The 13,584-nt window shown below is 54.2% G+C and carries 10 protein-coding genes; 6 read left to right on the top strand and 4 right to left on the bottom strand.

Features of this window, described 5'->3' with window-relative positions; translation table 11 throughout:
- Nucleotides 1-15 precede the first annotated feature (15 nt).
- Together M504_RS20820 and M504_RS20815 are read right to left on the bottom strand one after the other, a co-directional pair.
- Nucleotides 16-1,770, bottom strand: a complete 1,755-nt coding sequence (locus M504_RS20820) for a beta-xylosidase (RefSeq protein ID WP_084214603.1) — start codon at nucleotides 1,768-1,770, stop codon at nucleotides 16-18.
- Between the two features lie 29 nt (nucleotides 1,771-1,799).
- Nucleotides 1,800-5,156 carry a carboxypeptidase-like regulatory domain-containing protein gene (locus tag M504_RS20815; protein WP_052201160.1) on the bottom strand — a complete coding sequence of 1,119 codons (3,357 nt, stop codon included), beginning with the start codon at nucleotides 5,154-5,156 and terminating at the stop codon, nucleotides 1,800-1,802.
- A gap of 305 nt (nucleotides 5,157-5,461) precedes the next feature.
- Between M504_RS20815 and M504_RS20810 the strand changes: the two genes are divergently transcribed.
- From M504_RS20810 to M504_RS20795, 3 genes are all read left to right on the top strand, one after another.
- A complete protein-coding gene (locus M504_RS20810; protein WP_232296402.1) occupies nucleotides 5,462-6,163 on the top strand; it encodes a FadR/GntR family transcriptional regulator in 702 nt (233 codons plus the stop codon).
- A 458-nt stretch (nucleotides 6,164-6,621) separates the two neighbouring features.
- Nucleotides 6,622-7,068, top strand: coding sequence for an antitoxin Xre-like helix-turn-helix domain-containing protein (locus tag M504_RS20800; protein WP_047498348.1), 447 nt, complete (start codon nucleotides 6,622-6,624; stop codon nucleotides 7,066-7,068).
- Nucleotides 7,069-7,100: 32 nt separating this feature from the next.
- Nucleotides 7,101-7,802, top strand: a complete 702-nt coding sequence (locus M504_RS20795; protein ID WP_198137733.1) for an RES family NAD+ phosphorylase — start codon at nucleotides 7,101-7,103, stop codon at nucleotides 7,800-7,802.
- A gap of 1,008 nt (nucleotides 7,803-8,810) precedes the next feature.
- On the opposite strand, the gene M504_RS22205 is transcribed toward M504_RS20795, so the two are convergent.
- Complete coding sequence (locus tag M504_RS22205; RefSeq protein ID WP_156994106.1) at nucleotides 8,811-8,981, bottom strand: hypothetical protein; 171 nt, start codon at nucleotides 8,979-8,981, stop codon at nucleotides 8,811-8,813.
- Nucleotides 8,982-9,148: 167 nt separating this feature from the next.
- On the opposite strand from M504_RS22205, the gene M504_RS20785 reads away from it, so the two are divergent.
- Both M504_RS20785 and M504_RS20780 read left to right on the top strand, forming a co-directional pair.
- Nucleotides 9,149-10,180, top strand: coding sequence for a radical SAM protein (locus tag M504_RS20785; RefSeq protein WP_047498340.1), 1,032 nt, complete (start codon nucleotides 9,149-9,151; stop codon nucleotides 10,178-10,180).
- 28 nt (nucleotides 10,181-10,208) lie between these two features.
- The gene (locus M504_RS20780) at nucleotides 10,209-10,961 is read left to right on the top strand and encodes a class II aldolase/adducin family protein (RefSeq protein ID WP_232296401.1); all 753 of its coding nucleotides are present in this window, start codon (nucleotides 10,209-10,211) and stop codon (nucleotides 10,959-10,961) included.
- A gap of 1,110 nt (nucleotides 10,962-12,071) precedes the next feature.
- Here M504_RS20780 and M504_RS20775 read toward each other — a convergent pair.
- Nucleotides 12,072-12,905: a hypothetical protein gene (locus M504_RS20775; RefSeq protein WP_232296400.1), complete on the bottom strand. Its 834-nt coding sequence runs from the start codon at nucleotides 12,903-12,905 to the stop codon at nucleotides 12,072-12,074.
- A 117-nt stretch (nucleotides 12,906-13,022) separates the two neighbouring features.
- Between M504_RS20775 and M504_RS20770 the strand changes: the two genes are divergently transcribed.
- On the top strand, nucleotides 13,023-13,584 hold a 562-nt coding region (locus tag M504_RS20770), incomplete at its 3' end, for a GntR family transcriptional regulator (RefSeq protein WP_047498331.1).

Raw genomic sequence — 13,584 nt, 5'->3', positions numbered from 1 at the left:
GCCGCCCTTGTGCTGCTACCACTTCAACGTGACAAGAGAAATGCTCTGCCGCGGCATCTCTGTGTTCAGCGTTACTGTGCCGTTGTTCGCATCCACCCACTCCGGCGACGCAAGCAATTCCAAACCATCCACGGCCTGCAGCTTTTGGTACTGCTCCGTCGTTGGGTTCTGCGGAGAGCCCATTGCCTTCCACACGGTGTATGCATTGCTATGCGTGTCGTCAATGCGATAGTGCGTCACCAGCACACGGTTGGCTCCAGCGGGCAAACCGCTCACAGCGACAGAGGTTGGCACCACTGGCCCGGCACCCTCCACATCGTGGTAGTTCCACAGCATCACGGCCGCCGAGCTGTCCGCGGCTTTGGTTGCAAACGCATCCACATCGGATTCGCCACGCACGCCGTTCTGAACAATCGCGTCCAGCGACAGACCTCCCGTGCTTGTTGTCGCAACACGATTGCCCGACATCAGAGCCGCCATCCGAAAGAAGTTCAGAACTGGCTTGTTCACTCCATTGGTTGAAAGCGAACGGAAGCCCTCGAAATAATCTTTGTTCTCAAATTCAAAGGACCAGCTCAACATGCTCAGCAGGTTCACTTTGTACTTATCCTGCAGTTCAAACAAACGCTTGTAAGCCGACGCTGTATATGCCGGGTACAGTGTTCCATTGCGATAGTTGTTCGCTGGATTCACTTTGCTGGAACACGCAGCGCACCCCTCGGGGTCCGCCTCACTGATGATGATTGGCAGGTTGCGGAGTTTTGGAAACGTCGAAATTAACTGGAAGCCATGATCCGTGTCCTGCAACTCGCTTGACACGCCCATCGTCACTTTGCCGTCTACAATCTTCGGCGCTCCCTTCGCGTGAAACGAGATGAAGTCCATGGGGAGAGCTTTGCCATTTGCTGCGCTCTTGCCAGAGTTCACATGCTCAAGAAAGTTTTTGAGATACGTGTAGGCCTTGGGATTACGCGGGCTCGTGGTTGCTGGCCCGCCTACCTTAGCCTCTGGCAACGCCGCGCGCACACCCGCGACGGCATAGTCATACAACTTCCAGTAGTCTTCCGGTGTGCTGTGCCAGTAGTCGATATCCGGCTCGTTCCACACTTCGAAGTACCACTGCTTCACCGTCTCACGGCCATACCTCTCCACAAAGTGCGCTGTCACCACGCGCGCAAGTTCACCCCACTTGGCGTAGTCCTTTGGAGGGTTATTACTTTTCCCGCTGATCGCGCTCTTTGGATAGTGCACCTGGTACGGAACGTCACGGCCCGGTACATCCGCAGCCAGGTCCTTAGGCATAAAGCCGAGTTCCACCATTGGCCGCACACCTGCCGCCTTGTACTCATCAAAAATCTCATCGAGTATCTTGAAGCTGTACACGGGCTTGCCGTTTGCGTCTTCTGTGTATACGTTGGTGGAACTCCACTTCAGTTCCGGTACGCCATCACCGCTGGTTAGCAGGTGATGCGCACGGATGTACACAGGCACAGGGCTCAGGTCGTGCAGTTCTTTCAGCAACACCTTGCCGTCACGTTGTGTGGTGTAGTTGCCTTCGTCATAGCCAAACCAGCTATAGATCGGCTTGTACGCGCCCACCGTCTTGCTTAGATCCACCGTAATGTTTACCGGCTTGCCAGCAGACGGTGGCGGCAGTACAGGAATCGTACCCTGCGCCATCGCAGACATTGCTCCGAGCACCAATCCCGCTGCCACCGCTATCCGCGTCTGTGCGCCACCGCGCATCGTGATCATTTGCCATTGCTGCATGTGCTCTCACTCCTGTCTTGGTGCTCTTGTTAGAAGATGTACTTCAATGCAAACTGCAGATTACGAGAGTTATTTGACGTCGTCGTAATCGTGCCTCCGGCTGCTGCATCGATGGTTGAATTCGGTGCGCCAAAACTTGGCGTATTGGGCACATTGAAGACTTCCGCACGGAACGATAGCGTGCTCTCATGCGGCATGTTGAAGTTCTTGAAGACGGACGCGTCGAACTGCCGGTACAAGTCTGACCGCAATGTATTGGCACGAACCTGACCATAACGGTAGACGTCGTTTCCCGTCCGCGCTGCTCCTCCGACAGTTCCGTTCGGAGCGCGATTCGCTACGATGTACCGGCCCTTATCGAACCAGGCTGACAATGTCTTCGTATAACCTGGCGTGGAAACCCCACTCAGGTCGGGCCGTTGTCCGCCTACGCCGGTGTTTGCGATATCTCCTGAAACCACCGGTGTATAGGGCGTTCCACTGCGCAGCACATTGATGGTCTGCAACTGCCATCCACCCACGACTGCATTGACAAACGCATTGCTATTGCTAAGGAACTTGCGATTATGTCCCACCGGAACCTGGAATGTTCCGCTGATTGCGAGGTTATGCGTTACGTCTGAAGGCGACAGAGAATATTCGTATCCCTGTACACCGCCCAGCGAGGGCTGTTGCTGATACTGGAGCCATTTGGAATAGGTATAGGCCACCAATGTGCTGAACCCGTGGCTGAAGCGGTGATCATACTTTGCCTGCAACGAGGCGTAATTGCCGTTCATGTCCTGTGTCTGATACGAAATGCCGCTCCATTGCGTATAAGGGCGCCGCGTCTGGATCGTACCCGGTCCGGGCGCTGGATCGTTGAAACTGTTTGTCGCGCTCAGGTGGATACCACGATTTGCTACATAGCCAATCTCGAATACGTCCTTGCTTGAGAGTTGGTGTTGCACATTCAGGCTGTAGTGATAGTTGGCACCCATGCTCGCATAAATCCGCGCCGGATTCAGACTGGGATTGGCTGTAATCGATCCAAGCGGATTGCCCAGGAAGAAGTTCTCCAAAGTGCGTGTTGGAGTTACGTTCTGCGTCTGGTTCTGCGTCTCGACCAAGCGGTACGGCAGCATGTTGAGGTTCACACGGCCGCTGGTGCCTTCCGGTTCATAGAAGATACCGAAGCCCGCTCGCAACACTGTCTTCTCGGAGACCTGAAACGCCAGGCCCACACGCGGCGCAAACTGCTTCTTATCCGGATATGTAATCGTCGAGGGCAATCCTGCCTGGCTGCTGGTCGTGATGTATTGCCCGAATACCTGGTAGGCACGCGGAGCCACAGGTTGCGCACTCAGATCCGGTATAGCCTCGCTGCCCGATACGATGATCGGTTTCGGTCGCGTAGGATCGAATGTGCCAACCTGCCCTTTATAACCGCTCAACCAGGGTGAATACTCATACCGAAGTCCAAGGTTCAGGGTCAGACGATCGCTTACACGATAGTCATCCTGAAAGAAGAACTGCCGATACCACCCCTGTCCGCCAAAATTGGCCGCAGGATACGAACGCGTAACCGCAGACGGATAGCCCAACAAGAAGTCTGCATATGCATCGCCGGAATTCGCAGATGCAGCTGTTGCTGTCGTTGCATTGTTTGAGGCATTCCCGTTGAAGTTGAATTGTCCGGCATAGTTGCCGCTGTCAAAACCAATCCACTGGTAGTAACGGATCAACGTTCCAAGTTTGAACGAGTGCTTACCGCGCAGGATCGTGAAATTGTCTGCAATCTCCCATGCCTTGCGGTCTTGGGATTTCGGACGCTGATCGAAGCCCTGCCCCTGGACTGAGTTGTACCCGCTCCAGATGTAATCTGGGAACGCTCCACCTGCTCCAGGCCGCAACAGGTCGTTAAAGCCTGTCACACCAAACTGACCATTGAAGTCTGTTCCCTGCAGGAACGCCGTCAGGCGCACGTGGCTCGGCAAGAAGTGTGAACGCAGTTCGTTCACCATCGTACTGCCCACATTGCTGGTTAAACTCGCATCAATGTCCTGTCCCCACGATGTGAGACTGGCAGTGCGCAAGGAAGGCGCAAAGTTCGGATCGACATCCCCCTGCTTCACATATACCCAACGTGCGGAGATGCGGTTTTTCGGGGTGATCTGATGATCAAGACGCGTGATGAACTGGTCAAAGCGAATCGTCTGATTCCCGGCGTAGCTGAACGTCCCAGCACCGGTGTTCTGCCGTGGAATAAACTCCTGGATCTGTCGCGCTTGCGCCGTAATTCTGTTTGCCGGAATTGTGTTGTTCTGAAACTGCTGCGGTACACCGTTCACCAGATTCGTGCGGTCATAAATGTTCCGCGTAAAGATGCCGTTGCGCTGGTTATCCGAAGGCACAACTCCCGTGAAGGGCTGGCCGCTTGTGAGCCTCAATCCTTCATAGTTGAAAAAGAAAAACGATCGGTCACGCCCGTCATAGAGTCTCGGTATTCGAATCGGACCACCAATATTGCCACCAAACTGGTTACGACGTAGCTTTTGCTTGCGCTGTGTCGTAGGTAGGAAGTACCGCTTGGCATCCAGAGCATCGTTACGGATGAACTCAAACAGCGTTCCATGGAGACGGTTTGTTCCGGACTTCGTAGTCGCATTGAAGAATGCGCCACCGCGATTGAACTCAGCCGAATACGGGCTCTGCTGCACCGAGAACTCCTGCAGAGCATCAATCGACGTTTGGATGAACGTACCGCCCTGATGCTGTTCGCTCACGTCCACACCATCCAGCAAGAACGATGTTGCACTCCCGCGGATGCCGCTGATCACATTTCCGTTCACCACCTCAGGACGGATTGCCAACGAGTTGCCTGTTGGCGGCAGCAAAGCAGCACCCGGTGTAAGACTGGCAAGCTGATAGAACCCGCGTCCGTTCAGAGGCAGTTCCGTGAGTTGCTGGTTCGTGATTACCTGACCCGATGTCGCTGAGTCCGTAGACAACAGCGGCGCGGTGGTATTCACTTCCACCACTTCCGTGATGGCGCCGAGCGTCAGCGCAACATCTTGCCGTACGATCTGCCCAACCTGCACTTCAATGGTTTTCGTGGTCGCCCTGCTGAACCCCGTAGCCGTCACCGAAATCAAATAATTGCCTGCGGGAATTGGAGTGACCACATATTCGCCAGAATCGTTCGTCACGCCCGTCTGAGTGATGTTGGTTTCTACATTGCGCACCGTCACAGTCACACCCGGTACGACTGCACCATGAGGATCCGTCACACGACCCACAAACCTGCCCTGCTCTACCTGGGCGTGCAATACGCCCGCAGACACAGCAAGCACCGCCAACGACTTCGTGAAGACACCCCGTAACATCAAGCTCTGATTACCCTGCATACCCCACCTCCGAAGCGGGACTCCAGGCAACGTTCGCCCTCTTCCCTGTTGAACGGCGGCAAAGGTACTACCAATTTTCCAAGCTTGTCAACGCCACATTGCGTTTTAATTTCTCCCGCATACAACTCAAAATAAACTGCTTACAACTACAGGGTCCGGAAAGGTACTACCAATTCACAATGTTCGTCAACTCTTTTGCGACGCTTTTTGACGCAACAGAATGTGCTCCCCGATGAGCGTTGACGTAGCCTCGAACCATCCAGCATCATTCCCTCATGCCAAAGGCGTTGTATTTACGGAAACAAATGCAGCTGCCGCGGCAAAGCCCGGAGAAAGACGACGTCACGCAAGGGGTGATCACGCGATTCCAGCAGATGTTGCGTGAAGGCAAGCTCAACCTGGGCGACCGTCTCCCCCCTGAACGAGAGCTCGCGGCTCATTTCAAAGTCGCGCGTTCCTCTCTCCGGCAAGCTCTCAAGGTTCTCGAGATTCTAGGTGTCATCACGCAACGCGTAGGCGATGGTAGCTACCTCAATTCGGACGTCGCTGCCATTTTGTCAGTGCCACTTGAATTCCTTTTTTTGCTCGACGACACCACCGTCGAAGACCTGACGGAACTTCGCCTTCTTATGGAACCGGGTCTTGCGCGGCTCGCTGCCCAACGCGCTACCCCGGACGACATTGCCATGCTGAAGCAATCCATCCTCGATTTCGAAAACAGCTCCGACAACAAGCTAAAACTCGTCTCTTCAGACCTCCTCTTCCACCGCGCTATTTTCAGAGCTTCGAAGAACCGCACTGCCGGAAGCCTGTTTCACAATATCCATCGAGCCATGGCAAAGATGATGCTGGTCACTTCACAACTCGTCGAACTCGAGCACACCCTCGCCTTCCATAAGCCGATCATGGAATCGATTGAACGTGGCGATGGCGACCTCGCGGCCAGGTTGATGCGTGAACATCTTGAAGACGCAAAGCTCCTGCTTATGAGCAAGAAAAGCATCTAGAGTCCATTCCTCGTCTACACGGAATCATCCATGTATTGCACAGGAACAGGGAGAACCCTGGCCGTTCCGGCCTGGATGACTGCCGCACCGGACCTGACAGCGACAAGTCCCCTCTGGAAGTCCTGGGGCGAATCTGGAATGGTCCAGTTCTTTGTCACAGGAAAAAAGCTGACGGAAAACGCGCTGCTCCGCCAATGCCTCCCTATACGCTCAGCGAGCAGGATGCGCATGCGATCGTGGCTTACCTAAGTCTCTCCATTAGACAGTTTGGCTAAGTAAAGGGCTGTCTCTAGCGGCGCTTTGGTTTCTAGCTTCCGCAGAAAACCACTCTGCCTTCCCGCCTGGCTAAACATCGTGCTCAGAGCACCCAACTCCGAACTTCGGAAGTGGGTTGCTCTCCGCCTTCTTGAATCGAATCTCGTTTTCGTGGATAATTACTCTCGAAAGCGAGATTTGCTATGGCAACCGCTGCTTCCCTTGTCTTGCCCCGAATCGCCGGATACGATTTCGAATCGGGTGCCGATCTTAGCAATGCCGCCGAACGAGCGGAGCTTTCCTCCGCAGCTATCAAAGCCTTCATGAATCTCCGGAAAAAGTGGGGATTGAATGAAGAGGACTCTCGCTCCCTTCTCGGAGGTTTGGCGTCGTCGACCTTCCACGCGTGGAAGACGAACCCGAAGCGTACGCTCGATCAAGACACGTTGACCCGCATCTCGCTGCTGATCGGTATTTATAAGGCCCTAAATATCTACTTTGGAAAACCCTGGGCGGATCGTTGGATCACGCTTGCGAATCGTGGACCGGTCTTCATGGGACGCACACCACTCGCCTACATGATTCAACGGGGCCAGCCCGGGATGATTGAGGTTCGGCGGATGCTGGATGCATGGCGAGGTGGCCAGTGACACCTCCACTCCGGCAGATCGACCGAAGTGGAATGCATCGTTTACTCCCCTCGCGTTACAGCGAGGCGGGTACGGTTCTTGATGATCTGGCTGACGATGACGACATGCTCCAGAAATTGATCCGTTTGGATGGAGCGACAAACGACCGGATTCAAGGTGAACAGTTTGGACTTCCTGGTATAAGCACCTACGAATTGGTCTACGGCATCCCCAACGCTCACATCGTCCGAGCAGCATTCCTCCATCCGAGTCCGAACGGAGCTCGATTCAACGGTCCGGACCGAGGTGCGTGGTACGCCGCAGACAGGTTGGAGACATCGGTCGCAGAAGTCAGCTATCACAAAGCCAAGCGCCTCGCGGAAATCGTTGTTCCGGAGACAGTGACAGGTGTCCCCGAGTCGGATGCATCGACGTATGACGACTGGCTCGCAGATTTTCACGGTGAGTTTCACGCGCTGGAGCCGGCCGCTGACTACGCAACATACCTCGCTCCAGAACCTGTTCCGGAATGCTACTGGGAATCCCAGAAGCTCGCGCAAACACTTCTAAAAGAGAAGTCCAATGGCATCCTGTATCCCAGCGTACGCAAGAAGGGTGGTCGCTGCCTGGTCTGCTTTCGCCCTGCCTTGGTCTATCGCCCACGGCGTGCCAAACGATATCTCCTCTCCTTCCATTGGAGACGGGACCATTACCGACAAGAAGTGAACGAAGTCCCCTTGCAGCGATCCCGATAGCCCTGAGAATCTTCATTTGTAAAGAACAAGGCGCTAAGTAGCTTCTGCACTGCGGGTCGCAATTGCGGTGTGAACACAAGAGTTTGGAATCTTCGGTTCCAACATCTCGATTTCATGCTCTCAATATCTCCGAGCGTTTCTTCGCCCCATACGCGAAACGCCCCGAGACTCCCTTGAAAAGCATTTGGCAGAGTTCATACTCTTTCGCAATGTCGAATCCCCTGCCGACCATCGACATTATCGTGACTGCATCCAACGAGACATCCATCGTAAGCGTAAGCATCGCCCCGGAATCCCAATTACATGACACGTCGCAGGCCCACACATTCCAACAGGATTGGAGTCTGTTGACGAGGCTCTCGGTCTAAGCTCAGAGACGAAAGATTGGGCTGAAAAGAAGTTGAGCGCAAGAGAATGCGTGCATCTCGAGACGTTTGCTTATAACGCGCTCGGTAAAACCCCTTGGCTGAACTCAGAGGAGTCTCGAGGCATTCCTGTACGCGACTACTGATTTCTTCAGTTTCACGCACCGCTTCGTTGTGTCTACTTCGCAGCGGCGCTTGCGCCCACGCACCTGATGCAGTGCAGCAATCCCGCAATCCGCAATCCGACTTATCGGTCAAAATCACCGCCGCACGAAAGTCGATGTACGATTGCTCCGCGAGATGTGACCTCTACGGATCACTTCCGCCGATCTCACTTGTTACTAATCTCCACCGTTGAATGCAAAGGTGATTTTGCATCCATCCAAGATCGTGATCTCGATGACCACGTGCGGCTGTCTGCAGAGCATGGGGTGAAATGATCGGTTTAACCACAAAGCGTAGAATCCAAGCTGCGGGGCGAAAAGATGAAAAGGGCCACCATCCCGGGGTTGCACCGAATCGATGGGATGTCCGATCTATGGACTGCCGGAAGTCGAGGTGCTCTCCTGTTCATTGGTATCGTTTTATTGGTCATGCCCTGGACCGAGCATTTCTGGAACTTTGACGGCTTTCTAAGGGGTGGTCAGGATTTCGAGTTTGGTCTGCTTGCTATCGCCACGATGCTCTGTTTCGTGATGGTCATGATGCAGCACGGCAAGTGTTCCTTCAGAGCGACCTTGTCTTTAAAGAGATGGCTGTCGATTGTGTTCCACCGCAACGATCCTGTTGTCACAGGATCGCTCATGAGACTCATCTCAGTTCTGCACGTTGTGCCCTTCCCAAGTCCATCCCTGCGCCAATCTACCCTCCCGCTACAGATTTGATTCCTTCCTAAGCGCCCACCTTCGAACGGCTCAATTGAGTCATGGTGAATTCCTGCAACAGGACTGATCACACTTGTGGATCGTCTTGGAGGATGTGATGAAAAAGTCTGAAGTGCTCAAAGCCTGGGCCAGTATCCTGTCTGCCCGTGCTCCGTCTCTCTCGATCGAAATTACCAAAGAGTGCCCCCTCCGTTGCCCGGGGTGTTATGCCTTCGACGCTGCCCATCTTGGCAGTTTCACCCAGCTCAGTCAGCTCTCGGATTTTAAGGGAGACGAACTCGTCACTCGCATTCTCGCTCTTCTCGATGAATTGAAACCGCTCCACGTCTCTCTGGTCGGCGGTGATCCATTGGTACGCTATCGAGAATTGGAGCAATTGCTTCCACAAATCGAGGCTCGTGGTATCCACACGCAAGTTGTTACAAGTGCCTTCCGAGTGATTCCATCGCACTGGAAGGATTATGCGAAGCTAAATGTCGTCGTTTCGATTGATGGCCTTCAGCCCGAACACGACGAGCGAAGAAAGCCAGCCACCTATGAACGGATTCTCAAGAACATCGTCGACGCGCAGGTCACAATACACTCCACGATCACGTCTCAGGCCGCTTCGCGGCCAGGTTATCTCGAGGAGTTTCTCGGGTTCTGGAGCACGAATCCCTCGATCCGGAAGATCTGGTTCAGTCTGTTTACGCCGCAGCGCGGCGCTACGGATCCTGAAATCCTGTCGCCGGTCCAGCGAACGGAGGTCATGAACGAATTGCGGCGGCTACGCACTCTCTATCCCAAGCTCGACATGCAAGATATCGTCATCGATGAGATCGCCACCCCGCCACGCAGTCCGGAAGAGTGTATCTTCGCTCGAACGACAGAAACGATCTCTGCGGATCTCAAGACCCAGATCACGCCTTGCCAGTTCGGAGGAGACCCAGATTGCTCACAATGCGGTTGTATCGCCTCGATGGGACTTGCCGCAATCGGACACTACAAGATCCTTGGCGGACTCACTGCCGGTCATCTCTTCAGGGCGTCAGACAGAATCGGCAAGGGATGGCGTAAGGCGCGGGGAACTTTTTCGTCCAAATCCGCCACGCAGACGAAATCGGTCCCCTTCAAGATTCTGTCCAATTAATCGCAAACGAAACGAACAGGAGGGAGTTTTGAACGAACGCGAATGCACTGTAGAACTGGGATTGAGGCGCGACCTGAAAAGGTTCAGCAAGTGGCTCTCTCGCCTGGGATTTACTCCCGGAACTTCGGGAAATCTTTCGGTACGTCTCGACTCTGAACGACTTCTCGTGACTCCGACCGGAGTCAGCAAAGGTCTAATCAAGGCTTCTGACATGGTGATTGTCGACCTCGATGGACGCCTGATCGCAGGCGCACGAAAGGTCACAAGTGAGATCTCCATGCATCTCGCGGTATATCGGCACCGAGCGGACATCCATGCTGTCGTCCATTCTCATCCTCCGATTGCGACGGCTTTTGCCTGCTCCGGACGAGCGCTCAATGAACCTCTCTGCCAGGAAGCGGTCATGACCGTGGGACGCGTGCCTCTGGCACCCTACGCAACTACTGGCACCGATGAAGTGGCGGCGAGTATGCGGCCTTTCCTCACGGACCATGAGACAATTCTGCTCGCAAACCATGGCGTGGTCAGTTATGGGAAGACCCTTCTCGACGCATTCATGAAGATGGAGACGGTTGAGCATCTGGCGCAGGTAGGTCTCGTTGCCCATCAACTCGGGACGGCTCAGCCTCTTGGGGTAGACCAGATCGACCGACTCCAAAGCGCCCGATCGAAATATGTTCACAACGCCCAAGAAATGTATTTGTCACCTCGACAAGAGGGTCGCGACGCTGACCGACTCGAAAAGGCAACGGCTGGCACTCCAATCAGTGCACCAATGTGATCTGTACTTGACTCAATGGAATTTCAGTTGCAAGCCTACCGCAACAAAGTGTTTGCCAACACGTATGCAAAGTTGTGCCACATACGCCTTGTTGTCGATATTTCCGCGACGTTCTTTCCCTAACATCTTCAGTTCGCAAGTCGCCGATCAGGTAGCGAATGAAACCGGTATGGCGTAAGCCACACCGGTCCTCAGGGGATAGTGTTCGTTTACGCAGCGACTATGCGTGATGAGGGAGCTTGTCGCGAGAGCGGAACAGTCGTTCTTCTGGTAGCTTCATGCTCCATGCGGCTCAGTTTTTCCGCAATACAAAGAGCAATGAAGTGATTAAGCGAGATCTGATCTCTCTTAGCAAGACGCTCTACCTGTTCCCGCATAGATGGGCTCAGGCGAAGCGGATACGATCGGTGGTACATCTGGGAGACCTCCAAGGCAATATCGTGATTCGTCAACACAGCTGGGACAAGATTCGTTCTTCGGGCTCTTCGGCCCGACCGAGAAGACAATACAGAAACGACTTGAAACCGTTCTTCCGAATACCAGACATAGTGCCCACGAGCCAGACGTGCTTTTTGAAATTACGAAAATATGCGGACGATTTGCGCATCACATTTCAGCGAACTGCATATCGTCACTCTCGCCCGACTCCACGTCGCGCTCCAGGAACACCCAGATAGACCGCCGACTCTGGCAATCTTTTCCGAAGCGACTCGAAGAGCCTCTCTGCTCAGGACTGCAATATCCGAGCCGAGGGACTCCTCAGAAACGTTTGTTGGACCCGTATCTAGCTTTCGTATGTGTTACCACTTCAAAATCATTGGTGAGTCTTCGCGGCGCTCTCCTGAGTGAGCGGTGAATAGGCAATAAGATCAGGAGTCACCGCGAGTGCACGACGCGACAACGTCCTATGGCCTCATTCTGAGGCCGGTATTAGATGTCCTTTGCGCATGGGCAGAGAGCGGTTGACAAGACATCTCTACCCGATTCCTTCTGAGAATCGATTACCCTCTTTACGATCCCCGATATCTCACCTGTCACCCGAGACAAGACTTAACGAATTCACCACACAACCTGAAAATTCTGAGAAGAATGTGGACACGTTGTATTTCTCTAGACGATGGCACCAGTACGGACCGTGGCCAACTGCTCTCTGGAATTGATGTCTCGCCTGCTTTCCCGATGTCGAACTGCAAACTCAGCGAACACCCAGCATGCTCCGATTGCGGTCAGGTTGTAGATGGCTCCGCCCCATGCGCCCTGGCTGTGTGGGTTTGAAAAGACCGGCGGTATCTCTACCGTGAACTCAAACAACAGGAGCATAAGAGCGAGCATTCTTGCTGCGAGTACGTCGCGAATTCTCGCAAGAATAGCGCAGCCTGCCAGCAGAAAAGCGATGCCAGTCAGTACAACAAAGAAAAGACCAAACGGCACCCAGTGCGGGACGAACCTCACATAACCACGAGTATTGATAAGGTGCCCCATAGCGAATGTGATGAGAGGAACGCCCAACATCCAACGAGTGATCGCCATCGCTCTTCCCTTCGGGAGTGAACCAGTACGTGCCACAGCGTAGAGGACGGCAGCTGGGGCAGCCAGAAGGAGTTGCATGCCGGCGCCTCCCAAACAGAAAACAAAAAGGTCGAATCGAACCCCCACCGCATGAGCCATTGCAGCGTAGCGCGACACCCACAACAGGGCAAAGGCGATGTAGATGAGAGCGGACGCCAAAGCACCAATCCACGCGGTTTGCCGCCGCAATAAGGCGATGCCGGCAGCAACTAACCAGATACCAGAAAGCCCTGCCAGTACCTGTTCGCTAGTGAGGTGGCCGAGAGCCGCTATCGGTTGATGCGAAGCCTCGAATTTCAACCACACAATGTTCACGAGCCCCGTTGCAATCGTTGCCAAACCATACAGCCAAACACCGACTCTCGTTCTGTCCATCTTCATCTCCAGCGCGCAAGCTGACCGACTCAATCCATTTGCGCTGATAGTATGGGTTGCAATTGGTACTCTGGTAGAGCCAATTAAAAGAAATACTCTTAGACCAATCCCCCGCCCATGCCACGAATCGTCAGTTCCTTCGAGTTGAGCATTAAGAATCGTCCTCCTCATCAGGTGTTGACGAAGTGGCTTTACGAAGAGCTGCGCAACGCGATCCTGGAAGGCCGACTTGAGGCTGGCTCCAGACTGCCAGCCTCGCGTGATTTCGCGCGCCAATACGGACTGTCGCGCGGAACAGTCGTCAGCGTCTTCGAGCGCTTGCTCGACGAAGGTTACATATCCAGCAGAGTGGGAGTGGGTACTTGGATCAATCCGGTCGCAGCGACCGTCCCACCTCACAAGCCGCTGACTTCGACGCCTCCCGCTTATGTTGGCAACGTTATCTCGTCGTATGTGCGACCAAAGCCCTACGTCGAACTTGTATGGAAAGCGGAGTGCCTTCCCTTCCGCGCGTCGGACCCGGCCGTTGCGGAATTCCCAGCAGAGATTTGGGGACGTATCGCCGCCAAGCGCTCTCGCAATTTCAGGTCATGGCTTGATACACCGGCAGATGGAAGTGGCTATCCACCACTGCGCGATGCCATCGCGCACTATTTGCGGACATCGCGTGGCGTGCGCT

The sequence above is a fragment of the Terriglobus sp. TAA 43 genome (assembly GCF_000800015.1).
In the GTDB taxonomy this organism is placed as follows: Bacteria; Acidobacteriota; Terriglobia; order Terriglobales; family Acidobacteriaceae; genus Terriglobus.
Note: the sequence above shows the minus strand (reverse complement) of the source record. Positions and strands in the feature narration are given on the sequence as shown.